Origin of the sequence: Pseudoalteromonas caenipelagi, from assembly GCF_013140855.1 — a bacterium.
GTDB lineage: Bacteria > Pseudomonadota > Gammaproteobacteria > Enterobacterales > Alteromonadaceae > Pseudoalteromonas > Pseudoalteromonas caenipelagi.
In genome coordinates, this window is sequence record NZ_JABBPG010000003.1 from 238346 (window position 1) to 262575 (window position 24230).

Here is a 24230-nt window from a genome sequence, read left to right on the forward strand (position 1 = left end):
TAGGGGGCGGTATGCGTGATTTTAGCTTAGCTATTGTGGTAGCCACGATGCTTGCAGGGTGTGTTTCTACTCAAAATAGTGATGTGGTGCGCGATGATCCGTACTATGCGCCAATGTACCCTGAACAAGATGCAGAGCCAATTGTAGCAACGGGTTCTCTGTTTAGTCCGCATTTGTCTAATGATCTGTATTCAGACAAAAAAGCGTTAAGAACAGGTGACATTATTACGGTTATTCTGCGAGAAACGACAGCAGCATCTAAAGCAGCAAATAATCAAACGGATAAAGAAACTGACGCCTCACTCAGTCCAATAACTGGCTTGGGTGGCTCAGCCATTAACATTGGCAAAGAAAGCCTTCAGTTTGGCTTAGAGTCAGAATCATCTTTTAAAGGTGACTCGCAGGCAAATCAGTCAAATAGCCTATTTGGTAATATTTCAGTTAATGTGATGCGAGTGCTACCAAATGGCAATCTGGTGATCCGTGGTGAAAAGTGGCTCACTTTGAATACCGGTGAAGAATTTATTCGTTTAGAGGGGTTAGTGCGGGCGCAAGATGTCAAAGCAGACAACACCGTCGAATCTAACCGAATAGCCAATGCGAGGATCCAATACTCAGGCAAGGGTCAACATCAAGAAACGCAGGGGCCTGGGTGGCTTGCACGTTTCTTTATGAGCACGTTACTTCCATTTTAAAAGGTCAAAATGATGAAAATATTTATTACAGCGTGCATGTTACTTGGGAGCCTCTTCTCGGCGGCTGCCAATGCAGAGCGTATAAAAGACGTCAGTATGATCGAAGGCGTTCGCTCGAATCAGCTAGTTGGCTATGGTTTGGTAGTTGGTTTACCTGGCACTGGAGAACAAAGCCGTTTTACCGAGCAGAGCTTTAAAGCCATGCTGAGTAGTTTTGGTATTACCATGCCAGCTAGTTTAAAGCCAAAGATCAAAAATGTGGCGGCTGTCGCGGTTCATGCTGACCTACCTCCTTTTGTAAAGCCCGGTCAGAAAATTGATATCACAGTGTCTTCTATTGGCAGTGCGGGCAGCTTAAGAGGTGGTACATTATTGCAAACCTTTTTAAAAGGCGTTGATGGGAATGTTTATGCAATAGCGCAAGGTAGCCTAATTGTTGGTGGTCTAGGTGCTGAAGGCCTAGATGGTAGCCGAGTTGTAATTAATACCCCAACAGTTGGTCGAGTACCTAATGGCGCTACAGTAGAGCGTGCGGTTAAAAGCCCGTTTACGCAAGGTGATCATATTACCTTTAATCTTAACAGTCCTGATTTTACAACGGCTAAGCGTCTTGCTGATACAATTAATGCGTTGGTTGGCCCTAACAGTGCAAAACCAATGGACGCCGCGTCAGTGCGCGTTATCGCACCAAGAGATCCATCACAACGTGTCGCCTATTTATCGACACTTGAGAACTTAGAGTTCAAGCCTGCAGATACAAATGCCAAAATCATTGTCAATTCGCGCACAGGCACAATAGTAATTGGTAAGAACGTTAAACTACAGCCTGCAGCGATCACCCATGGTGGTTTGACCGTGACAATAGCTGAGCAACAAAATGTATCTCAGCCGCAAACATTAGGTGAAGGTGAGACGACTGTTACGCAACAAAGTATTATCGATATAGATTCTGACGACTCGCGCGCCTTTGTGTTTGACCCAGGTGTAAGCCTTGACGATTTAGTTCGTGCCATCAACCAAGTTGGTGCGGCACCGGGCGACTTAATGGCTATTTTAGAAGCTTTAAAAGAAGCTGGGGCAATCAATGGTCAATTAGTCGTCATTTAAAGTTTTATTTTTAATCAAACAGTTAGCCCCGAAATCTCGGGGCTTTTTTTTGGCTCGCTTTTTGCATTTATATTGATATGAATTTTTACAATGTGTCGTTGAGCAGATGAATACTAATCCGTTAGACAATCAGAACTTTTTTGACTTAGGAGATCTAAACTCTCTACGTCAAGACGCCTTGAAAAGCGGCACTGATCAGCAAGCTTCCAATGAGGCGCTAAAAAAAGCTGCGCAGCAATTCGAGTCTATTTTTACGCAAATGCTTTTAAAAAGCATGCGCAAAGCCAATGAAGCGATGGAAGATAAAGACAGTCCATTTAATTCAAGTAGCGTGAAGTTCTTTGAAGAAATGCATGACCAGCAATTATCTGTAGAGCTGGCTAGTAAAGGTAACTTGGGCCTAGCAGAGTTGATTGTTCAGCAACTTGCGCCTAACGGAGAGGGTTACACGCCAGCGTCAGTATTACGCACAAATGCTGATTTACAAAGTGATAGGCTGGTTAACGATAAAGCCCCTATTAAAACAAAAGAAGCTGTTGTTAAGCCATCAGAGCAAAGTAGTGGCTTCGAGGATCCTGAGTCATTTGTTGGCGCTTTATGGGATCACGCTAAAGAAGCAGCACAGAAGATTGGTTTGAACCCTGCGGTAATGATAGCGCAAGCGGCTTTAGAAACGGGGTGGGGAAAGCATGTTGTCAGCAAAGCTGATGGTTCAAGCAGTCATAATCTATTCAACATTAAATCAGATAAGTCGTGGCAGGGTGAAAGTGCCAAAAAGCTGACATTAGAATTTGAGCAAGGTCTTCCAGTGAAGAAACAAGCGCATTTTAGAGCCTATGACTCTATTAAAGAAAGCATTAGCGATTATGTGGATTTCTTACAAAGCAATCCAAGGTACGAGCAAGCATTGAAAAAAGTCAAAGAACCAGCTCAATACTTAGAGGCGTTGCAAGAAGCAGGCTATGCGACTGATCCGAATTATGCGCAAAAAATTAAAAGTGTGCTTCAGCGTGGCGAATTTAAGCAAATGTTGACGTCACTCATTCGTCAGGGAGTAAATTAAGATGTCTTTTGATCTTATGCAAATTGGTACCAGCGGTGTTCGAGCAAGCTCTGAATTGCTGCAAACAACCAGTAGAAATATCTCCAACTTGAACACCAAAGGGTACATTCGAGAGCGCACAGAGCATGCTACTACGGTTGGCAATATGGTTGGTCGTTCGGAAACTGTTCGGTTGATCAATGATTTTGCAGCAAAGCAGCTAAATAGAGATATCTCAAACAAGGCCTATTACGATCAGTTTGTTACCGAGTCTTCTCGTATTGATACGCTCTTTGCTGAGGAGTCTAATAGCTTAAGTACCAGCATTAATACCATGTTTAACAGCTTGCAAGAGTCAATGAACCAACCAGGTTCAACTGTATCGCGTTCATTATTTATGAACTCTGCACAGGGTTTAGTTGAACAGATGCATCGTTTATCAAATATTGTATTTGATCAAAAAAGTGTCGTTAATGAACAGCTCAGTCTATACACCGATGAAGCTAATAGCTTGATTGAAAAAATCAGCCAGTTGAATAACAAAGTAGCATCGACCTACACGAGTGATGACCACACAGTTGCGTTGTCGGTTCTCAATGAACGAGATCAAGCAATCCGAGATCTGTCAGAGTTAGTCGATATTGAAACGCTCGATGGTTCTAATGGTGAAAAGTTGGTATTTCTTGGCAGTGGTCAAGCGCTTGTTATGGAAAATGGAACATTCAATGCCTTTGCGTTAGATGGCGATCCAGATCCTAACGTGAAAGACTTAAAGCTAGATGTTCGCAGTGGTAAAGCTGTTGCGCTGGATGTCGATTTGGGCTCACTAAAAGGAAAAATTGGCGGCTTGATGGCGTTTCGTGACGATATCTTACAACCTGCGCAAAACCAGCTAGGTCAAATAGGTATCGCCATTGCAGACGCTTTTAATCAGCAAAATGCATTGGGGATGGACTTAGATGGCAATTTGGGTGGGGATATTTTTAGTATTCCAACTGTTCAAGGTTATGCATTTCAAAATAATGCTGGCACTGGGGTCGTCAATGCGACATTAGAAGCTGGGCTCGGTAGTTCGTTACCAGCCTCAGATTTTCAGGTAACCTTTTTAACCGCAACGACGGTTGAAATTTCAGCAATTGACAGTGAAGGTAATGTGATAGGAACTCCTTCTACAGCGAATGTCACGGCCGGTGCTATTAATTCAAGTACAATTACATCCGGTGAATCATTTGGTTTAGATATGACAGTGGCGGGAGCTCCTGCTGCGGGGGATAGCTTTGTCGTTAAGCTTAACTCGACTGCTGCTGGGTCATTGGAACTTGCAACACAAAGACCAGAACATTTGGCTTTAGCTTCTCCGATTCGAACCGAAGTGAGTGCAAACAATATAAGTACAGCGAGCATTTCGGCCGGGGTTGTGAATAACACCAGCAATATCAACGCAGGTCCCCCAATTGCATTGGCGCAAGGTGATATCACTATCACCAAAACGGCTGTTGCTAATCAATATCAAATTGTGGATGGCAGTGGCACAAATTTAGTCACTATTACACCGCCTGCAAACAGTTTCTTGAATGCTGCCGGCGCACCTTATAATGCTTACGGTTTTGATTTTGATATTGAAGGACAGCCCGCTACGGGTGATGTATTTACAATCAAAGTGAATAAAGACGGTTTTGATGATAACCGTAATGGCTTAGCACTTAGTCAGCTAAAAGATGATGAGCTAGTACGACAAGGCGTTATAGCCAGTGCAGATAACTTAAAAACGTTTAACGAATCATACGCTGGTTTAGTGACAGAAGTTGGGGTGATTGCGAATCAGGCAAAAACCAATGGGGCGGCTTTTGACGCTTTGGCAACACAATCAGAGACATGGTTTGAATCAATTTCTGGTGTAAACTTGGATGAAGAAGCTGCCAATCTATTACGTTTTCAGCAGTCTTACTCTGCATCAGCACAGATCATTTCGGCTGCACGTACTATATTTGACACCTTATTGAGCGCGGCGAGGTAACAGTTATGCGATTATCCAATAATTTAATGTTTAGAAATAACCTAAATACCATTTTGAGTAATCAAGAAGAAGTTAACCGAGCGCAGCAGCAAGTTAATACGCAAAAGCGTGTATTAACGGCTTCCGACGACCCATCAGCGATTGCTAACTCAATGCTTTATACTGACAAGATCCAATCGAATGAACAGTATGCCAAAAGTTCTTCGATGTTAAGTAGCCGCTTAGAGATGGAAGAAAGTGTGCTTGAAAACATTAAAGGCTCTATTTCTAAAGCACAAGTTTTGACAATTCAAGCGGGTAATGGGGCGCTTTCTGATTCAGATAGAGAGGGGTTATCAGCTGAAATAAACTCACTCAAAGAGTCTATTTTTGAACTGATGAACTCAAAGTCAGAGGATGGTGGATACATATTTGCCGGTTACCAAGATAGCAAACAAGCGTTTGTATATGATAGTGGCGCTGGAAAATATGTGTATCAGGGTGACCAAGGCCAGCATAGTATCAAGGTAGCTGAAGGAATAAGTATTAAGTCTAGCGATAATGGCTTTAACGTGTTTGAAAAAGCCAGTAAGCGTTTAGATGTTGATAAAACTACGATAGTACCAGCGACAAGTAATGTTTATGTGCAGCAGCAGGGTGCTTTTGATAACTTTCATAAGGCAAACTACAACGCTGATCCAACTGCACCTGCGAATGCGAATACGGTAACAATTAATTTTACTTCAGCTACTACTTATGATTTACAAGTGGGTGGTACAACCATTCAATCGGGTACTTACCAAGGAAATAAAGTCAGTGTTAATGGTATGGATGTCACATTTACAGGGGCACCGGCGAGTATTGATTTTGACTTAGAAGCGCCTGCAAAACAAAATGTGCTTAATACCTTGGATGATTTAGTTGCGACACTCAACACCCCTAACTTAGACCCAAATGAATATAAGCAGGCACTTGCTGATGCAAATGTTGGTTTAGATAATGCTAAGAACTTAGTGTCGCAAACACAATCGGTGTTGGGTGGTCGGCTTAATACAACTAAGCGGATTGAAGCGGCCAATGCAGACCTTGATATCAACAATAAATTGTCAAAAGCCAATCTGGTTGAATTAGATATGGCAGAGGCCATTACCGAACTCACTAAGCATGAAACGGCCTTGCAAGCCTCACAAGCTACCTTTGGTCGTTTATCTAGCTTGTCCTTATTGGATTATATTAGATAATTGTTTGCTGCCAAAATTCTGGCAGCATTCTCCTTCTTACATCAATTCTCACAACTTTCCAGTGTTAGTAATTGTTTTAATTACTAAAAAATACCTGCTTATTAAAAATAATTACGTTTAGCTATGAATAAAGATGATCATACTATATTTATATTTTTTATATAAAAAACAGTATGTTGATATTTTTTTTAAAAAAATACTAAAGGAATTTTTTTGCCGCCCGATAACTTAAGTAACCAAGCTGGAGAATAAAAAATAATTCGAAGGCTTAAAGTTTTAAGTTTGAGAGTAAACACAAAGTTTACATTGGGAGAACTATCATGGCACTTTATGTAAATACTAACGTAAGTTCATTGAACGCACAAAGACAATTAAATAACTCTGGTAACGCACTAGATACTTCATTTAAACGTTTATCTTCTGGTTTTCGTATCAACAGCGCAGCTGACGATGCGGCAGGCCTACAAATTACTGACCGTTTAAGCTCACAAATCAATGGTCTAAACCAAGGTAACCGCAACGCTAACGACGGTATTTCTCTTGCACAAACTGCTGAAGGTGCGATGGACGAGGTAACGTCAATGTTTCAACGCGTTCGTACACTAGCACAGCAAGCAGCGAACGGCTCTAACACTGATGAAGACCGTTTAGCGATTCAAGAAGAAATTCGCTCTTTGGCTTCTGAAGTTAACCGTGTTGCTGCTGATACAACCTTCGGTGGTCAAAACTTGCTAGACGGTTCTTACGAAGCAAGTTTCCAAGTTGGTGCTGATGCTGTACAAACAATCGGCTTCAGTATGAAAAATGTGGGCGGCACTGCAGCAACCAATGGTATCTCTGCAAACAACGGTTTCACACTATCGGGTATTGCGGGTATCGCCAGTGCGGTAGGTAGTAAAGGTTTAACAACACTAGCGGCGGGTGTATCTGATATTTCAGGCGCAGCGATTGCGGCTACTGATGACTTTGCAACTAAATTCAGAGAAACCAGTATCAGTGTATCATCTCAGGCAAATGCACAATTCGTGCTTGCGGGTATGGATGCGATGATTGCGGTAGTAGATAAAAAACGTGCGGAGCTAGGTGCGGTTCAAAACCGATTCCAGTCTACGATTCGTAACCAAGCTAACGTTTCAGAAAACTTATCAGCAGCGAAATCTCGTATCAAAGATACAGACTTTGCAACAGAAACTGCAAACTTAACTAAAATGCAGATTCTACAACAGGCAAGTCAGACTATCTTAAGTCAGGCTAACCAACGTCCTCAGGCTGCTTTAAGTCTTCTAGGATAAGAATAGGAAAGATGGTGTCCGTACTCGATGGGGTATTAGCACGGACACCGAATTGGATGATAAAGCGGAGGAGCTTACAATCCAATAAGTTCATCAATTCAATGAACATATATTCACTAGCATAGACCGTGCCAATGTCTATGCTAGTTTATTGACACTTACTCTCAAATTTCAAATTACAAAGGGCCGAAAGGCCCTTTTTTTGTATTCCTTTCTTTCTATTTCACCTGAATATTAAATTGGCCCACCTTTTGCATTTACCTCCAATAAGAAAACAAAATATGGTGCAAGTGGCAATTTTTTGCCCCGTCGCAAAGAACATGGCGACAAAAATAGCCGCTTTGTATTGAGTAATTTAGAGCCTAGAAATTTGGCTTTAATTTGAAATAGAGAGAAATAGTTATGGCTTTATTTGTAAACACTAACGTCAGCGCGCTAAACGCTCAGCGTCAATTAACGAATTCAGGTAACGATTTAGATACTTCATTTAAACGTCTATCTTCAGGTTTAAGAATCAATAGTGCGGCAGATGATGCGGCTGGTCTTCAAATTACTGACCGCTTGCAGTCGCAAATATTAGGTTTAGAGCAGGGTAACCGAAACGCGAACGATGGCATCTCTTTAGCCCAAACTGCTGAAGGTGCGATGGATGAAATGACGTCGATGTTTCAGCGTATTAGAACTTTGGCACAGCAGGCGGCAAACGGCTCGAACACTGATGAAGACCGCCTTGCTTTGCAAGAAGAAGTGCGTCAGCTAGCAGCTGAAGTTAACCGTGTCGCAAGTGATACCACATTTGGTGGACAGAACCTACTTAATGGCTCGTACGCCGCGAATTTCCAAGTGGGTGCTGATGCAATACAAACGATTGGTTTCAGCATGAAATATGTTGGGGGCACCGCAGCAGTTAATGGCCTTTCTGCAAATAATGGTTTTACCTTGTCAGGCATCGCCGGTATTGCCAGTGCAGTAGGTAGTAAAGGTTTGACAACATTGGCTGCTGGTATTTCGGATATTTCAGGCGCTGCAATTGCAGCTACTGATGACTTTGCCACTAAATTTAGAGAAACCAGTATTAGTTTATCTTCTCAAGCCAATGCCCAGTTTGTTTTTGCGGGTATGGATGCAATGATTGCCGTGGTAGATAAAAAACGTGCTGAACTCGGTGCGGTGCAAAACCGATTCCAGTCGACAATTCGTAACCAAGCAAACGTGTCTGAAAACTTATCGTCTGCAAAATCGCGAATTAAGGATGCAGATTTCGCTTTAGAAACTGCAAAATTGACTAAAAACCAGATTTTGCAACAAGCGAGTCAAACTATTTTAGGTCAAGCAAATCAAAGACCTCAAGCGGCACTGAGCTTACTTCAGGGCTAATAGTTAAAAAAAATTAAAATTTTTTATAAATAAAGCTAAAGCTTTCGCTTTATCAGACGATAAACGAGTTAGAGAACTATAACTCTAGGACTCTAACCATGAGAGGTTACAGGGTAGGGGTATCCCGTAACCACTCACGATAAATGATAAAGCGGAGGCTATTATGGCTATTTACGTTAATACTAATGTGAGTTCTTTGAACGCACAGCGCCAGTTAGACAGATCTGGTAGTGCTTTGGATACTTCTTTCCAAAGATTATCTTCAGGTTTGCGAATCAACAGCGCAAAAGATGATGCTGCGGGTATGCAGATCACAAACCGTTTGACCGGTCAGGTTAATGGTTTAAACCAGGGTAACCGAAATGCGAATGATGGTATCTCTCTTGCGCAAACTGCTGAAGGTGCACTTGATGAGGTAACCTCAATGTTCCAACGCGTTCGTACGTTGGCACAACAAGCAGCAAACGGCTCTAACACAGATGAAGACCGTTTAGCGCTACAAGAAGAAATTCGTTCACTAGCGTCAGAAGTGAACCGTGTAGCTGAAGATACTACTTTTGGTGGTCAGAACTTGCTAGATGGTTCATATAAAGCAAGTTTCCAAATTGGTGCTGATGCAGTACAAACCATTGGCTTTAGCATGAAAAATGTAGGTGGCACAGCCGCAACCAATGGTATCTCTGCTAATAATGGTTTTACTCTTTCAGGTATTGCCGGTATTGCCAGTGCGGTAGGTAGTAAAGGTCTAACAACACTAGCGGCGGGTGTATCTGATATTTCAGGCGCAGCGATTGCGGCTACTGATGACTTTGCAACTAAATTCAGAGAAACCAGTATCAGTGTATCATCTCAGGCGAATGCACAATTCGTGCTTGCGGGTATGGATGCAATGATAGCTGTGGTTGATAAAAAACGGGCCGAGCTTGGTGCGGTTCAAAACCGATTCCAATCAGCTATCCGTAACCAAGCAAATATCTCAGAGAACCTTGCAGCAGCGCGTTCTCGAATCCAAGATACTGACTTTGCAACAGAAACCGCAAGCTTAACTAAAATGCAGATCTTGCAACAGGCAAGTAGCTCTATCTTGAGTCAGGCTAATCAGCGTCCCCAAGTAGCGTTGTCATTACTAGGTTAAGATGGTGATGCATTACGTTAGGCTCAGATGTTACACGTCTGAGTTTAACGTATGCTATATTTAAGGTAGTATCTGGAGGTCTATTATGAGCGATTTTGACGTTTCAAAAAGTAATGTCGGCATTTTGACGTCTGTCATTACAAAAGACAAAGATGCAAGTTCTGTAGAGTTTCAGCGCCCAGTGGAAGACACGGCTAAGCTGGCTAAGCAGCAGCAAGAGTCATCTGAAAATTTAGCACAGGAGCGCCAAGCGCTTTTGGATGATGTAAAGAAAAACTTAGATAAGTTAAATGAAGTACTGCCAATCACTTCAACTAACTTGTCATTTGAATTTGATGAGACAGGTAGTCCACCATTTATTCGCGTAATTGATCGCGGGAATGATGAGGTTATTCGCGAGATCCCATCAGAAGAGTTTCGTGAAGTAGCTAAAGCTTTAGATGAATTTGCCGATAAATTGGCTAATAAGGGCTTTTTATTTAATGAAACAGCTTAATTTGCAGTAAGTTTGGAGGTAACTCATGCCATTAATCACTCAAGCGGGTATAGGTTCAGGTTTAGACCTTGAAGCAATTATTCAAGCGTCGGTACAGGCCGAAAGTGCACCTAAGCTCCAAGCTTTCCAGAGAAGGCAGGACTCATTAAAGGTTGAGTTATCAGCGATTGGAGAAGTCAAATCTGCAATTTCTAAACTTAAAGATACCATTGAAAAGTTAGCAGATCCTGAAAACTTTGGTAAGCGAGTCGCCAATATAAAGCAACCCACATCTGGTGATATTATCAGTGTTACACCTACCAGTGATATTTCTGTAGGTGAATTTGATATTGCGGTAACTCAATTGGCTAAAGGCAGTCGATTAAACTCTACCGATGGTGCATTTAGTGCTACAACGGATGTGGTTACAGCGTCTGGGGGAACACTCACTTTCGATGCTGGCGCGGGTAATAATTTTACCTTAACGCTCGGTGCGGGAGCAACGCTCGCGGAGTTGCGTGATGCAATTAATAGCTCAGAAACGAACTTTGGTGTGACAGCTAATATCGTAAATACAGGTGATCCACTCGTTGGCTCAAAACTCGTATTAACGTCAAACGTATCAGGTAACGGCAATGGGCTAACAGTAACCTCTGATACTGCAGAGTTAGATTCAGTGAGTACTTCGCCATTTGCGGGCGGCACAGCTGGAATGACCGAAACACAAGCAGCACAAGATGCAATTATTACCGTTGACGGTTTAACGGTAAATAGTAGCACCAATACGTTTAAAGATGCTGTGCAAGACATGACGATTAAAGCGCTGAAAGAGAGTGAAGATGACGGCACTGGCAACCCAGAAACCGCGACATTAAATGTTGAGTACGACAGAGAGTCGGTAACTAAACTAGTTGACCAACTCGTGGAAACGTACAATAACTTAATCGGCAATATTGGTTTTCAAACTCGTATTGGCAAGCCATTAAACGGTGATGCAACAATGCGTGGTTTACGTGATCAGTTAATTAATACGCTTGGTCGAGAAATAACCGGTGCGGGGCCATTCAAATCAATCTTTGATATTGGTTTGACCGTAGATAATGATGGTTATCTAGAAAAGTCTTCGTTGGTTCGCAGCCTAAATGAAGCGATGGATGAAAATTTTGATGATATTGGCAAGGCTTTTGCAGGAGATAATGGTGTAGCCAAAGATTTAGATGCATTACTTGCTAACTATATTGATTCAGGTGGTATTGTTAAACAACGTGAAACTACCTTGAATGGTCAATTAGATGAGTTGGAAGATGATGTAGATAGCTTCCAGTATCGTATGGAGTCGTTTGAAGAAGGCCTTCGTAAAAAGTATGCTGGACTTGATGTGTTGTTAGCACAAATGCAATCGACACAGTCATATTTAGGTGCTCAGTTGGCAAGTTTACCAGGGTTTACTAAATCCAAGTCTTAATGTTTTGGCTCTTGTAAGATAACAGACGAAATTAAAGGTGAGTTATGTATAACGCTAAAGTAAAAAACTACCGCCAAGAAGCGCTAAAAACGCGTGTCGCAGGTGCGGATCGGTTTGAGATAATCCAGATGCTTATGGCGGGTGCCGTTGAGAAAATGGTACTAGCAAAAGTTGCGATTGAGAAAAAACACCTTGAAGCAAAAAGTGAACACTTATCAAAAGCGTCTGCGATTATTTCAGCATTACGTGGTTGCTTGGACTTTGAAGTTGGCGGTGAAGTAACTGAGAACCTTTATGCATTATATAGCTATATGCTAGATAGACTCCTTGATGCCAGCCTAGAGAATAATCCAGAAATCATTGACGAAGTCAGTACCTTGTTAAAAGAAATTAAATCTGCTTGGGATGCTATTCCGCACAATGTTCGAGAGCAAACGCTTCGCGAAAATGGTGCCGATGCACATGTTGGCTAAGCAGCTTTCAGATTTAGAAGAGCAACTTAAGAAGTTGAAGTTGCTTTTGAAAGAAAACGATTTAGATGGTTGCACAAAGGCATATGGCCAACTAGATAAAGATGTTCGCTATGTGTTTGACGGCAAACAAGATCTTTCGGAGTCTGACCTAGAGGCTTGTCAGCGATTTTACGATAATTTCACCCAAGTCACTTCTGCGATCATTGAACAAAAAAAATCCCTAGCTAAAGATATCGGGGCGCATTTGAGCACCCAAAAGAAGTTGAACGTATACAAAAGCATCAAGTAGGTAATTAATGACCAGCAACAACTCTGTCGAAGAGCAGCTTGAATCGCTATCAGCGAAACTAGAAGAGACTGCTCAGCAGCAGCGACGAGAACAAGAATTCGCAGATAAGGCAAATTTAAAATTTGAAGAAAACCTGCTTGCCTTTAAAAAGTATTTTCCCGAAATTTTTGAAAAATATCTGCACTACGTTCCAAGTGATAAATTCCAATTTGTTCTTAATGATAACGGTACGGTTAATATCATCGATTATGATACAGGTGTACCAATGTATTCTGATGATCCAATAAAGCAAGTTAGAGAACAAATAGAACAAAACCTTGAAAAGCCCACCTTAGGCAAAACCGATCATTCGTCAGTTGCAAATTTAGAAAATGAAATCGGCTTTGCGCATGTCGACTTAATGAAAAATATGGGAAAGGTCTTTGCTGATGTCAAAGAACAGTTAGATGAGAATGAGCGCTTAGATGAGACCCTACCAAGTTTTATGCTATTTGGTATTGGCTTAGGCTATCATTTGACAGAAATCTTTGAGAATAGAAAAGTTAGTTTTATAAGTATTTTGGAGCCAAATGAGGACTACTTTTTTGCAAGTTTGTTTGTGGCTGATTGGCAGTCAGTCTTAGAGAAAATTGATGAAAATGGTAGCTTTCTGTATCTGGGAATAGGTAAAACTGAAGAAGAAATTTTTCGAGATATCTATGAACGAAGTCGAAATATTGGCATCGCGTCCGTCAGTTACACTTGGTTCTATCAACACTATCCATCTAGTAAAATGGCAAACTGGGTTGAAGAGTTTAAAACTAACTTCCACCAGTTTTTTACTGGATTTGGTTTTTTTGATGATGCCATCATGGGTATAGCACACACGCTTGGTAATCTTGAGAACAATTTTAACCTTATGGACAATAGACAACCGATGGATAAGTCTGTTGCTAATTTTCCTGTGTTTATTGTTGCAAATGGTCCCTCTCTTGATAAAGAAATAGAGTTTATTAAGAGCGTACAAGATCAGGTTGTTGTTGTGTCTTGCAACTCAGCCTCTACAGCACTTGTAAAGCATGGAATTATTCCAGATTTTCACGTCGCTTTAGAAAGAACCGAGATGACTTATGACTTTTTACGGGACTTTTTGAGTGAAGAAGCCCGTAGCAAGATGAATCTATTGATCACCAATGTTATGCACCCGACTGTACAGAGTTTATTTCCTTGGACGGGGTTTGGGTTGAAAGGAAACGAATCCTCGACTCAGTTGATACATTTGGCTGAGTTTTTAGATGGTAAATCAATTACTGAGGTTTTGTCGTATTGTAATCCTTTAGTAGGTAACACTGCGCTCAGTTATGCATGTCACTTAGGTTTTAAAAACATCTACCTATTTGGTGTAGACAATGGCTATGTAGATGAAGAACACCACCATTCTAAATCGAGTTTTTACTATAAGAGTACAGGTGAAGTTGCTCACAAACCTCTAAAGATAGGAAAGCAAATATCATTACCTGGTAATTTTTCACCATCAGTTCTAACTGACGAGTTCATGTGTGTTGGCAACATACAAATGGGTAAGTTGCTTGCTTCTTTCAAACACAAAGGTGTTCAGGTATTTAACTGTAGTAACGGAGCAAAAATTGAAGGCGCTTTGCCTCTACCTTCCGATCTATTGGTTTTAAATGCTACAAAATTAGCAAAACAACACGTTGTTGAATATGTTAAGAATGAGCGTTTTGTCGCAAGCGATTACAGCGCGAAAGTAGAGCCATTGCTACACTTTGATGAATTTGCTCAGTTTTGCGAAACATTTGCAAATATTTTGCGTGAGCCTGCCAGCGTTCGTTCTGAGGCGTTGGAAAATATGCTAAAAAGTATTCGCTACCTCTATTCATTTAAGAATTCCGTTAACTATTTAAACTTATTTTTACTACTCGAAGGTGAAGCGCTTTACACTACCTCTTTACTCGTCTCACTGCTTTATAATTTTGGGGATGAGAAAGAAATCATGCCGTTTTATAATAAAGCGTTAGAGTATTGGATTGAATTTATTGAAAATGCACCCGACTTCTACCGTGATAATGTGAGAGTCTGCAAGTAACAATGCACTAAAGCGAGATTAAAAACCTTCGTTGCCGCTTTGTATTAGATAGACTGTTTTATAAAAAGGACGGTGAATTACAAAGCGGTCAATTCAACACTATAACTTTTCTACAAAAAATAATTGGCCTGTTTTATAAATTATTATAAAGAGCGGTATGCTATTTGCTGCTAAGTCGTATGGTGTGATTCAGTGATGAGGTTACACAACGTATTACAGCGCGGTTAATAGCTATTTATTTTTATCTAAACTCCTTAAGCGAAGATTTAAGTATGACGTCAAAAAAACATTCGAAGAGCATTTCACTTCAACATCAAGCTAAGTCAATTATTCCTGGTTTGACTCAATTATTGTCTAAAAGACCTGATATGTTTAGCACCGACGTTTGGCCGGGCTACTTTTCAAAAGCAAAAGGTGCAAAAGTCTGGGATTTAGATGGCAAAGAATATCTTGATATGTCAATTTCTGGTATTGGCGCAAATATTTTGGGTTATGCCGTTGATGAGGTTGATAATGAAGTTATTGCCAATATTCGAAATGGCGTAAGTTCGAGCCTAAATTGCCCTGAGGATGTTGCGCTAGCTGACAAGCTATTAGAGCTGCATTCTTGGGCTGAAGAAGTTAGGTATACGCGTTGTGGTGGCGAGGCTATGGCCGTTGCCATTAGAATCGCAAGAGCTGCGACCGGTAAAGATAAAATCGCTTTTAGTGGCTACCATGGTTGGCATGATTGGTATTTGTCGGCAAATGTAACGAGTGACAGCAATTTAAACGACCATTTGATACCAGGTTTATCTCCTAATGGTGTGCCAAAAGCGTTGGCAGGTACAGCATTACCTTTTGCTTTTAACGATATAGATGCGCTTGAAGAATTAGTGCAAAAGCACGGTTCTGAGTTGGGCGCGATCGTGATGGAACCGATGCGTAACTTTCGAGCATCAAGTGAATATTGGCAACAGGTAGAGGCAATCGCAAAACGTTTAAACATCCCTTTAATTATTGATGAGATATCAATGGGTTTTCGGATTAATTGCGGAGGCTCTCATTTAGCTCTAGGGATCAATCCTGATATCGCCGTTTTTTCTAAAGCACTTGCCAATGGCTTCGCAATGGCGGCTATTATCGGCAAATCAAAGTGGATGGATGCGGCGCAAGTGAGTTTTATCTCAAGTACAATGTGGACAGAGAGAGTTGGTCCTACGGCTGCTTTGGCGACAATAAATTACTATCAAAACAATAAAGTGCATGAGCACCTTGCTTATATCGGCAAACAGATAAAGCAAGGGTGGCAACAATTGGCCGATAAGCACGGCCTTAAAATACATATTTCGGGTATAGATGCGCTATGTCACTTTAATTTAGAGTACGACAATTTTCTGACTCTAAAATCCTTTTTTATTGAACAAATGCTCAAGCAAGGTGTATTAGCAACTAATATGTTTTATTGCATGTATGCCCATAAAGATGAGCATGTTGCCCAATATCTTAGTGCCGTTGATAATGCCTTTGCGTCATTGGCAAATGCACTTGAACAGCCAAATGTTATGGCACATATTATTCCATCCACATCAGGCTTTAAAAGGTTAAATTAATATGAAGACTCTCACATCAGAGCGATTCTTAATGCGATTTTTGACCCAAGAAGATGCCACTGAACAATATATTGGCTGGCTCACATCGCCTGTTAGTGAGTTTATTATTAACAAGCCCGTGTCAATTCCTGAGCTTAGACAATACATCCTTGAGCAAGGAGCAGATAACAATGTGTATTTCTACGGAATTTTTACCTTAGAAGATGCTAAACACATAGGTAATATCAAGTTTATTGTTAAAGAAGGTCAGTTACCTAGCTTTGAAATGGGTATATTAATAGGCGAGTCAGACTGGCATGGCAAAGGGGTCGCTAAAGAGGTTATTGAGTGTTTTGCGGCCCATGCCAAAAAACAGCTTGGTATATCTAGAATGACTTTAGGCGTTGATAAGGCCAATAAATCTGCGGTTAGCGCTTATGAGAAAATTGGTTTCACTGCAGTCAATGACGGACGAACAGATAATGGTTTGACAATGAGCTGGGAGTTTTGATGAGCAAAGTGAACGACTCTAATAATCTTGTTAACGCTTTAATGGCAAAAGATTTCTATATAATTATACAAGCTCGAATGACATCTACACGGTTGCCACAGAAGGTCATGTTGCCACTTGGAAAGCGCAGCATACTAGAAGTGATGTTAGACCGTTTAGACGTTTTCAAAGACCGTATCATTATTGCTACGACAAATGATGGTAGTCAAAAACCAATTGTAGATTTGTGTCAGAAACTAAGCATTAAATATGTTGAGGGAGACACTAATAACGTGTTGAGTCGTTACTATTTGGCGGCTCAGTCTGTGAATGCCAAACCTAATACTGTGCTTGTAAGATGCACCAGCGATTGCCCGCTTATCGATAAAATAGAGTCAGCGCGAGTCATTGCTCATTTTTTTGAGGTAATGTCCGAATATGACTATATTTCTGCAGGGCCGCATTGTGGTCTTCCTAATGGGTTTGATACGGAAGTGTTTACTTTTAGCGCTTTACAAAAAGCTTATGAAAATGCAGCCGAAGATTTTGAAAAAGAGCATGTCACCCAATATATCTGCCGTAATCTACGCGTTGCCCCGTATTCTGTAAAGCCAGATTTGAGCCATTGGCGCTTAACACTAGATGAGCCGGCAGATTATCAAATGATAAATGAAATTTATAAATTATTTGGGTATCGGACCGACTTTGGTTTTGATGAATTAAAAGAAATGTTAGCCAAACATCCTGATATACTTAAAATAAATGAACACGTAGAACAAATTCAAGTTGGGTAGCATGTTTAAAAAAGAGTTTAGAATTGATAATACGTGGGTTGGACATGAACACCCCAGTTATATCATAGCTGAAATGTCAGCAAATCATGGGCAGTCTCTAAGCCGAGCAAAGGAGTTGGTGTATGCAGCAAAAGAGGCGGGCGCAAATGCGATAAAGTTGCAAACATACACGGCAGATACTTTAACTATGGACTGCGCTCTAGCGCATTTTGAAGCAACAGGGCCGTGGAAAGGCCAGTATTTATACGATTTATATAAACATGCTTATATGCCTTGGGATTTTCATGCGGAGCTATTTGAATTAGCTGACAAAATAGGTATTACCTGCTTTTCATCTCCTTTCGATAAAAGCGCTGTTGACTTGCTATCTCAGTTAAATGCGCCAGCGTATAAGATTGCATCACCAGAGTTGATAGATCATCAGCTGATCCGCGATGTTGCAGCAACCGGTAAGCCTGTTATTTTATCAACAGGGGGAGCGACACTCGCTGAAATAGCGGAGGCTGTTAAAGTTGCTCAAGATGCAGGTGTTACAGAGCTATGCTTGCTCAAATGTACAAGTACTTACCCAGCTCCCGCCGAGTCAATAAATCTGAAGACTATTCCACACCTCAAAGAGGCGTTTCATGTTCCTGTTGGCTTGTCTGATCATACATTAGGGAATGATGTACCTCTGGCATCGATTGCTGTAGGAGGGTGCATGATAGAAAAGCATTTTGTTATGGATAAAAAAGACAACACTGCAGATAGCTTTTTTTCGATGACTCCGGATGAATTAAAGGCACTCGTGCATGGTGTGAGACAAATTGAGCTGGCATTAGGTACCGTCCACTATCCTAGTGAGCCATCAAAAGCGAGACGTTGTGTTTATGCAGCAAAAGATATTAAAGCTGGTGAAGTGCTAACAGAGTCGCATTTAGTTCAGAAACGTCCAGGAGGAGGAGAGTTAATGCCAAAAGATCTACCTTTGGTGATTGGGCGCACGGCCAGAAATCCACTTCCCAGAGGAACGCAGCTAAGTTGGAAGGATTTACTGTAAATGAGTAACGAAGCGCTCTATTCTTTTTTTCAAGACTTTTTTGAAGCCAGAGGGGTCATTTTGCCCACAGAGATAGAAGATTATAACTTCATTGCCAGTGGTGTTTTAGACTCGTTTGAAGTGCTGTCGTTAATTATGCAGATTGAGTTAGAGTTTTCGGTGTCTTTCTCACCAGAGGAGCTGCTTGATGAAAAAAACGCCTCTATCGGTGGTTTGATCAGTAGTATTCAGGCGAAGCTCTAATGTTTGCATTTCGTATTAACAGCAAGCAAGGCATTGGTCATTTTATGCGATGCAAGTGGCTAGCACTTGCACTGCAGCAACGTGGGCATGAGATATTTTTCTTTTTGGATAAGAATCCAACAATAGAAGTATTAGCAAATCAGCTTTCTTGGCCTGTCGTCTATTTCCCTGCTTTGTCACAACAGCAAGATGCACAACAAGTATTGTCTGCTATGGCATTAAAGGCTGAGCGGTTTAGGATTATTGTCGATAATTATGAACTGGGAGTCGAATGGGAAAGGGTAATAAAAGCGGCCAATGTGGAGTTGATAGTAATTGATGATATGGCACGTGAGCATCTGTGTGATTACTTAATTGATCAAAAGTATACGGCAGATATGCACACTCGCTATCAACATAAAGTGCCTGCTGATTGCCAATTAATACTTGGGCCTAAATATGCGTTGCTCGACCCACAATATCAGAATGTTGAATCTCATCAGGCGTTACCTAAAAAGAATATTATGTTTTCTCTTGGGGGGGGAGGCGACTGGCAGCTACTTAGTGGGTTAATAGAGCAGCTCGCTACGTTTTTGGACAACGCGGTTACAATAACCGTAGTGCTAGGTCCCCAGGCCACCAATAAAAATAGTGTATTAAGTCTTGTTGATAGATTTACGCAAATTAAAGTTGTTGACTCCCCCAATAGCTTGTTGCCATTGTACAAAAAAGCTCACTTGTTTGTGGGTGCATTAGGAACGTCATTGTATGAACTAATGGCAACACATACACCTGCTTTAACTTTTGCAATTGCAAATAATCAACAAAATATGAGCGAAGATTTAGAACAGTTAGGGCACTTTTTTCATATTGAACATTTGCTTAGTTTATCCGTTGAACGCCAAATCAAATTGATTGAGACGTTGTTAAGTAATCATAAACGTATAACAAAGCTAACAAGCTGTGCGCCATATAAAGTTGATGGCTTAGGCGTTGAGCGCGTGGTTGACATATTATTAGGTACTCATAGCTTAAACGAAAGTGAGCGTCATGCAGAAGTTGTCAGCTCAAATCAGCAAATTATCATCACTCACGACTTGTCATATAGGCCAGTGCAAGACAGCGATATGATGGCCTATTTACGTGCTAGAAATAAGCCAAGTAATGCCTCTAAAATGACGATCAGTAATGCCATTAAAATTGATGAGCATATTTGCTGGTGGTTTAATAATCGTCGCCAATCTTTCGTTATTTACAAAGCAGCACAACCAATCGTATTTATTTGGCATCAAGAATTAGAGCTGCAACAGCAGCAATTTATAATCGGTGGCTGGTTTACAATTGATGACGATGTTTCATTTCCTGAAGCCCTAATGATTTTGAAGTGGCAACTCAAGTTCACTCAGAAAGTGGCACCTGAAGCTAGGTGGATTGCCGTGATACATAAAGAAAATAAGTTTGTTAGGTTACTCAACCAATATATGGGCTTTGAAGATGTCTCTGCTCAAAGTTTAAGCCACAAGGCAATTGAGTTTGCTTTTCCTCATGCTACGCCGCAATATTTTTACTACATTGACCGTGCACCTCATAAACAGGTGAAATAATATGAATAATATTTTCCAGTTGGTTTATCAACAAAGTATAGAGCAGCCATTCAAAGCAGCGATCATCTATGAAGAGCAACATATAACCTATCATGAATTGATAGACAAGGTGCTCATCTTAAGTGCTTACTTTAAGTCAAAGGGATTGACAGCGGGGCAGAGAATCGCACTCTTTGCACCAAATGGGCCTGAATATGCAATCGTATTATTAAGTGCTGCAAAGCTAGGTCTAGCGGTAGTGCCTTTACCTATTACATTAAAAGGGCATGCGCTTGAAAACGCAATGAAATCAATACCTGTCGCCGCAACGGTGGCGTGGTCAAGTGTGTCTCAACAATTGTTAGGAACAGGCCTTGCGCAGCCAGAAAATCTTATTACATTAAACCGCTGTGTAAGTAAGGAAACACTGTGGGGTGACGTTTTTGAAAGTGGCTTAAAAGATGACGACAAAACAGTGGATACAACTGAGTTACCTTTCATATTAACCATGACATCAGGCTCTACAGGCACACCAAAGCCAATCATTTTAACGCAAGAGTGCAAAATAAAGCGGGCGTTTGACGCAACAATTAATTATTACGACCTCACACAAGATGAGGTGGTGCTTGTGTCTACACCTCTTTATCATTCTCTAGCACAGCGAGGCTTATTGATGCCACTGATGCTAGGAGCTACGTCGGTAATTTTACCAAAGTTCAATGTTGCGAAGTGGTTTAATGTAATTGAAAAGTATAGAGTTTCTTTTTTGTTTGCGGTTTCTAGCCAGTTGGATATGTTAGTAGATAACATTGAATTAGCGAAAGATATGTCGAGTTTAAATTGTATTGTAAGCTCATCTGCTGTACTTGCGTTAGATACAAAAGAAAAGTTGGTTAAACAGTTTGATTGCCAATTACATGAGTGTTACGGTGCATCTGAAGTTGGCGTAGTAACAGACTTCTGTCTTAACTCACATAGTGATAAGCAAGGAAGTGTTGGTAAAGCACTACCTTTTGTAAAGCTCAAAATAATTAATGAACAGCATCAGCTGGTAGGTGCAGGTGAAGTCGGGCAGATAATGTGTCAATCAAAGACTGAGTTTGCTGGATACCTCAAAATGCCCGAAAAAACAAAGTTAGCCTACGATGAGCAAGGTTATTTTGCGACGGGGGATTTAGGCTACCTAGATGAAGATGGCTTTTTATATTATGTTGGTCGTAATAACGATGTCATCTCATCAGGAGGGATCAATGTTTATCCCCAAGATATTGAAAGCACAATCAAAATGCATCCGGATGTAGCGGATTGCGTGGCATTTGCTTATCCCGATAAGCAGTTTGGTGAGGTTATTAAAGTGGTATATACCACTCAATCTGACTCTTTAGATGTAAACGAGTTGAAAAAGCTTTGTCTTCATGAGCTTACGGATTATCAGCAGCCTCGCTATTTTGAACGCGTAGATTCGTTAGCGAAAAGTAGCCTCGGTAAAATACTACGACAGTCCGTAAAAAGTCTATTTGGTGGTAAAGGGTAACTTTATCACCTTTTTTAATGCAATAACTTCTACTTTGATAACAATAGCTGTACTGCCAGAAAAGGTATCGTATTAATTAAAAAAGAAATAATTAATAAAATATCGAAAATTCCGTATTTTAAACTATACTTAACGTGAAATTAACTTTTGTGTGGGTTAGAGTGGATATGGATGAGAAGTTTTGGCAGCGTTTTAAAGCAGTTGATGCGCAGCGTTATATCTTTGGTACAACTACCGAAGCTCAGGCACTAATAGAGATATTTAAAAATAAAAATATTGCTATAGAAGCGGTTATAGACAACTTCTATCGCTTCGATTCATTCCATGGCCTACCTTGTATCAAACTCATTGATGTGCCAGATAACGCAGTTGTAGTCAGCGCTGTAACTAACAGTCGCCCTCTTGATGTTAATCAACTATTAAAAAGTAAAGGCCTAACCTACTGCGATTATTTTTCTTTTTATAGAAATTCGGGCTTTATCTGCCCAAAAATTGACTTTTGGGAGGGGGCCAACAGTCATTGGGAGTCAAATAAAGAGGACTATGAAGAAGTAAAAAGTTGGTTAGCAGACGATGAGTCTAAGCACACTTTTGATGCCGTTGTCGGTTTTAGAAATAATTACGACTTGGCGTTTATGGATGGGTTTAAGTTTGATATTACCAATATGTATATTGAGCCATTCATTCTGCCTTTTAAAGATAGTGCCATATTTTTTGATTTAGGTGCTTATGACGGCAGTGATTCAGAACGTTTTTTAAGACATGTAAACAAAGGAATTGCTTATCTCTTTGAGCCAATTCCAGAGCAGGTTAATGTGTTACAAAAAAAATATCAAAACTCTAACTCTGTTCAAGTCGTTGCGGCTGCGGTTGGAAGCACAGAGAAAACGGTTTATTTTAATGTCTCTGGCACGTCCTCAAAAGTGGTTGAAAGCGGTGATGACCAAGATGCCGTTGCAGTACAGCAAACTTATTTAGACAAGTTCTGTAAACAAAACGAATTGCAGCCAGATTATATTAAGATGGACGTAGAAGGCTTTGAAGTAGAAGTACTAAAAGGTATGGAGGAGTTGATTCAACAACATAAGCCAAAACTGGCGGTCAGTGTTTATCATCGGGTTGAGCATTTGACCCAAGTACCAATGATGTTAAAAGCGCTGTGCCCTGAGTATAAGTTTTATTTAAGACATTACACTCAGGGGTATAGTGAAACAGTGTTGTTCGCTATTTAGCTAGCAGGGATCGCGTAAAGAATAATTTCTAAACCAAAATCACCATGGCAATGTAATTTAAATTTGTAATTGGGATTAAGCTCATGTATCTGCTTTGCAATTTGCCATAAATGCTCAGGTTCATGATAAACTGAAATTGCGAGTAAAGGGTTTGAGCTTTGAATAATTTGCTTTGCTCCGTCAATAGCTTGTGGCTCAGTGCCCTCAATATCCATTTTTATAAAATTTATCTTTGAACCAATACAAGTTTGATCAAGTGCAACAACGGGCAGTGATTTTCCTAGCTCGAGAACATTATTTGTATCGTCAAACTTCCCCTGTGATTGACGAGCATCGAAGCTTAGTATGGTGTTAGAATGCCATACACCACATGGATATAATTGCGTCAGGAAAGGCTTGTTTCTGAGCGCGTAAGCTTTTTTCTGCAAGTTGCTGTAGTTTGCAGGGTCTGGCTCAAAGCAAATAATAGAATTAAGCTTAATATTGGCGTTCTCTAATGTCTCAACTGCGCTATCGAGTGTATCGCCAATATATGCACCACAATCTACAAAATTAATACCGTTCTGCCACATTGGTAGCTCCAGCAACCAAGGTGGAAAATACTGCACTAACCAGTCATTCTTTACGTAGCTCTTATTGTTTACAGCGCTTCTAAACGAGAGTATGTCATCTAAACAACGCTTACTTTGGTCATCCTCTAAGTTTTCTCTAAACCACGCAAGTTGTTTTGCATCTCGTTCTACACTCATTTTGAGCTTCTGCTGATAGCTTGGAGTGAAAAACTGCTCCAGCACACTAGGAAATTGCGCTATTATCTCATTCATATTCATGCAAGACTTAACACCTTGCTGCTGAAGCGCTTGTTTGATTTGTTCACTTGTGCATGAGACGGATACAAGGGTAAGAACAGATTTATCTGGGATTGCGTTTGGCCTATATATTGGGCATCCGTCAAAGTCGCTAGCTTCACTATATAGATCTATAAAAAACGCAACATTTACATTTTCTTGTTTGAGTGCTTGATAAACTTTCTGCCCGTTACCACCAGCGCCATATATAGCGACTTGTTGATTATTTGTCATGTAGCTCTCC

22 protein-coding genes are annotated in these 24230 nt (G+C 40.7%); 21 read left to right on the forward strand and 1 reads right to left on the reverse strand.

Features of this window, described 5'->3' with window-relative positions; all coding sequences use genetic code 11:
• Window positions 1–11: 11 nt before the first annotated feature.
• The 21 genes from flgH (at window position 12) to HG263_RS09605 (ending at window position 23138) form a co-directional block, all read left to right on the forward strand.
• Window positions 12–695: a flagellar basal body L-ring protein FlgH gene (flgH, locus tag HG263_RS09505; protein ID WP_171625846.1), complete on the forward strand. Its 684-nt coding sequence runs from the start codon at window positions 12–14 to the stop codon at window positions 693–695.
• A 12-nt stretch (window positions 696–707) separates the two neighbouring features.
• Window positions 708–1802 carry a flagellar basal body P-ring protein FlgI gene (locus HG263_RS09510; RefSeq protein WP_171625847.1) on the forward strand — a complete coding sequence of 365 codons (1095 nt, stop codon included), beginning with the start codon at window positions 708–710 and terminating at the stop codon, window positions 1800–1802.
• A gap of 106 nt (window positions 1803–1908) precedes the next feature.
• Window positions 1909–2865, forward strand: coding sequence for a flagellar assembly peptidoglycan hydrolase FlgJ (gene flgJ, locus HG263_RS09515; RefSeq protein ID WP_171625848.1), 957 nt, complete (start codon window positions 1909–1911; stop codon window positions 2863–2865).
• A gap of 1 nt (window position 2866) precedes the next feature.
• Window positions 2867–4861 carry a flagellar hook-associated protein FlgK gene (gene flgK, locus HG263_RS09520; RefSeq protein WP_171625849.1) on the forward strand — a complete coding sequence of 665 codons (1995 nt, stop codon included), beginning with the start codon at window positions 2867–2869 and terminating at the stop codon, window positions 4859–4861.
• Between the two features lie 5 nt (window positions 4862–4866).
• Complete coding sequence (flgL, locus tag HG263_RS09525) at window positions 4867–6081, forward strand: flagellar hook-associated protein FlgL (protein ID WP_171625850.1); 1215 nt, start codon at window positions 4867–4869, stop codon at window positions 6079–6081.
• A gap of 320 nt (window positions 6082–6401) precedes the next feature.
• Window positions 6402–7373 (forward strand): flagellin N-terminal helical domain-containing protein, encoded by a 972-nt coding sequence (locus tag HG263_RS09530; protein WP_171625851.1) that lies wholly within the window; start codon window positions 6402–6404, stop codon window positions 7371–7373.
• 402 nt (window positions 7374–7775) lie between these two features.
• Window positions 7776–8750, forward strand: a complete 975-nt coding sequence (locus tag HG263_RS09535) for a flagellin N-terminal helical domain-containing protein (RefSeq protein ID WP_171625852.1) — start codon at window positions 7776–7778, stop codon at window positions 8748–8750.
• A gap of 163 nt (window positions 8751–8913) precedes the next feature.
• Window positions 8914–9885, forward strand: coding sequence for a flagellin N-terminal helical domain-containing protein (locus HG263_RS09540; protein ID WP_171625853.1), 972 nt, complete (start codon window positions 8914–8916; stop codon window positions 9883–9885).
• A gap of 85 nt (window positions 9886–9970) precedes the next feature.
• Entirely contained in the window at window positions 9971–10381 is a 411-nt protein-coding gene (locus tag HG263_RS09545) for a flagellar protein FlaG (RefSeq protein ID WP_171625854.1), read from the forward strand.
• 25 nt (window positions 10382–10406) lie between these two features.
• Window positions 10407–11825, forward strand: a complete 1419-nt coding sequence (fliD, locus tag HG263_RS09550) for a flagellar filament capping protein FliD (protein WP_171625855.1) — start codon at window positions 10407–10409, stop codon at window positions 11823–11825.
• A 44-nt stretch (window positions 11826–11869) separates the two neighbouring features.
• Window positions 11870–12298 carry a flagellar export chaperone FliS gene (gene fliS, locus HG263_RS09555; RefSeq protein ID WP_171625856.1) on the forward strand — a complete coding sequence of 143 codons (429 nt, stop codon included), beginning with the start codon at window positions 11870–11872 and terminating at the stop codon, window positions 12296–12298.
• Complete coding sequence (locus HG263_RS09560; RefSeq protein ID WP_171625857.1) at window positions 12288–12587, forward strand: hypothetical protein; 300 nt, start codon at window positions 12288–12290, stop codon at window positions 12585–12587. The genes fliS and HG263_RS09560 overlap by 11 nt, the downstream gene beginning before the upstream one ends.
• A gap of 7 nt (window positions 12588–12594) precedes the next feature.
• Entirely contained in the window at window positions 12595–14673 is a 2079-nt protein-coding gene (locus HG263_RS09565) for a motility associated factor glycosyltransferase family protein (protein WP_171625858.1), read from the forward strand.
• Window positions 14674–14945: 272 nt separating this feature from the next.
• Complete coding sequence (locus HG263_RS09570) at window positions 14946–16265, forward strand: aminotransferase class III-fold pyridoxal phosphate-dependent enzyme (protein ID WP_171625859.1); 1320 nt, start codon at window positions 14946–14948, stop codon at window positions 16263–16265.
• 1 nt (window position 16266) lies between these two features.
• A complete protein-coding gene (locus HG263_RS09575; protein ID WP_171625860.1) occupies window positions 16267–16755 on the forward strand; it encodes a GNAT family N-acetyltransferase in 489 nt (162 codons plus the stop codon).
• Window positions 16755–17528: a cytidylyltransferase domain-containing protein gene (locus HG263_RS09580; protein WP_246239930.1), complete on the forward strand. Its 774-nt coding sequence runs from the start codon at window positions 16755–16757 to the stop codon at window positions 17526–17528. Before HG263_RS09575 ends, HG263_RS09580 begins: the two co-directional genes overlap by 1 nt.
• Window position 17529: 1 nt before the next feature.
• Window positions 17530–18567 (forward strand): pseudaminic acid synthase, encoded by a 1038-nt coding sequence (gene pseI / locus HG263_RS09585; protein WP_171625861.1) that lies wholly within the window; start codon window positions 17530–17532, stop codon window positions 18565–18567.
• Complete coding sequence (locus tag HG263_RS09590; RefSeq protein ID WP_171625862.1) at window positions 18568–18810, forward strand: acyl carrier protein; 243 nt, start codon at window positions 18568–18570, stop codon at window positions 18808–18810.
• Window positions 18810–20393, forward strand: a complete 1584-nt coding sequence (gene pseG / locus HG263_RS09595) for a UDP-2,4-diacetamido-2,4,6-trideoxy-beta-L-altropyranose hydrolase (protein ID WP_171625863.1) — start codon at window positions 18810–18812, stop codon at window positions 20391–20393. The genes HG263_RS09590 and pseG overlap by 1 nt, the downstream gene beginning before the upstream one ends.
• 1 nt (window position 20394) lies before the next feature.
• Window positions 20395–21906 (forward strand): class I adenylate-forming enzyme family protein, encoded by a 1512-nt coding sequence (locus HG263_RS09600; RefSeq protein WP_171625864.1) that lies wholly within the window; start codon window positions 20395–20397, stop codon window positions 21904–21906.
• A 167-nt stretch (window positions 21907–22073) separates the two neighbouring features.
• Window positions 22074–23138, forward strand: a complete 1065-nt coding sequence (locus tag HG263_RS09605; RefSeq protein ID WP_171625865.1) for an FkbM family methyltransferase — start codon at window positions 22074–22076, stop codon at window positions 23136–23138.
• Here the strand turns inward: HG263_RS09605 and HG263_RS09610 are convergent.
• A complete protein-coding gene (locus HG263_RS09610; RefSeq protein ID WP_171625866.1) occupies window positions 23135–24220 on the reverse strand; it encodes an FkbM family methyltransferase in 1086 nt (361 codons plus the stop codon). The two genes, HG263_RS09605 and HG263_RS09610, sit on opposite strands and share 4 nt — an antisense overlap.
• Between the last annotated feature and the right edge of the window lie 10 nt (window positions 24221–24230).

Bases quoted from the DNA above. Each gene is read 5' to 3' on its own strand.
- HG263_RS09545 (WP_171625854.1), top strand. From the start codon at position 9,971: ATGAGCGATTTTGACGTTTCAAAAAGTAATGTCGGCATTTTGACGTCT.
- pseI (WP_171625861.1), top strand. From the start codon at position 17,530: ATGTTTAAAAAAGAGTTTAGAATTGATAATACGTGGGTTGGACATGAA.
- flgL (WP_171625850.1), top strand. From the start codon at position 4,867: ATGCGATTATCCAATAATTTAATGTTTAGAAATAACCTAAATACCATT.
- fliD (WP_171625855.1), top strand. From the start codon at position 10,407: ATGCCATTAATCACTCAAGCGGGTATAGGTTCAGGTTTAGACCTTGAA.
- pseG (WP_171625863.1), top strand. From the start codon at position 18,810: ATGTTTGCATTTCGTATTAACAGCAAGCAAGGCATTGGTCATTTTATG.
- flgJ (WP_171625848.1), top strand. From the start codon at position 1,909: ATGAATACTAATCCGTTAGACAATCAGAACTTTTTTGACTTAGGAGAT.
- HG263_RS09540 (WP_171625853.1), top strand. From the start codon at position 8,914: ATGGCTATTTACGTTAATACTAATGTGAGTTCTTTGAACGCACAGCGC.
- flgK (WP_171625849.1), top strand. From the start codon at position 2,867: ATGTCTTTTGATCTTATGCAAATTGGTACCAGCGGTGTTCGAGCAAGC.
- flgH (WP_171625846.1), top strand. From the start codon at position 12: ATGCGTGATTTTAGCTTAGCTATTGTGGTAGCCACGATGCTTGCAGGG.
- HG263_RS09530 (WP_171625851.1), top strand. From the start codon at position 6,402: ATGGCACTTTATGTAAATACTAACGTAAGTTCATTGAACGCACAAAGA.
- HG263_RS09510 (WP_171625847.1), top strand. From the start codon at position 708: ATGAAAATATTTATTACAGCGTGCATGTTACTTGGGAGCCTCTTCTCG.
- HG263_RS09600 (WP_171625864.1), top strand. From the start codon at position 20,395: ATGAATAATATTTTCCAGTTGGTTTATCAACAAAGTATAGAGCAGCCA.
- HG263_RS09605 (WP_171625865.1), top strand. From the start codon at position 22,074: ATGGATGAGAAGTTTTGGCAGCGTTTTAAAGCAGTTGATGCGCAGCGT.
- HG263_RS09535 (WP_171625852.1), top strand. From the start codon at position 7,776: ATGGCTTTATTTGTAAACACTAACGTCAGCGCGCTAAACGCTCAGCGT.
- HG263_RS09560 (WP_171625857.1), top strand. From the start codon at position 12,288: ATGTTGGCTAAGCAGCTTTCAGATTTAGAAGAGCAACTTAAGAAGTTG.
- HG263_RS09565 (WP_171625858.1), top strand. From the start codon at position 12,595: ATGACCAGCAACAACTCTGTCGAAGAGCAGCTTGAATCGCTATCAGCG.
- HG263_RS09570 (WP_171625859.1), top strand. From the start codon at position 14,946: ATGACGTCAAAAAAACATTCGAAGAGCATTTCACTTCAACATCAAGCT.
- HG263_RS09610 (WP_171625866.1), bottom strand. From the start codon at position 24,220: ATGACAAATAATCAACAAGTCGCTATATATGGCGCTGGTGGTAACGGG.
- HG263_RS09580 (WP_246239930.1), top strand. From the start codon at position 16,755: ATGAGCAAAGTGAACGACTCTAATAATCTTGTTAACGCTTTAATGGCA.
- HG263_RS09590 (WP_171625862.1), top strand. From the start codon at position 18,568: ATGAGTAACGAAGCGCTCTATTCTTTTTTTCAAGACTTTTTTGAAGCC.
- HG263_RS09575 (WP_171625860.1), top strand. From the start codon at position 16,267: ATGAAGACTCTCACATCAGAGCGATTCTTAATGCGATTTTTGACCCAA.
- fliS (WP_171625856.1), top strand. From the start codon at position 11,870: ATGTATAACGCTAAAGTAAAAAACTACCGCCAAGAAGCGCTAAAAACG.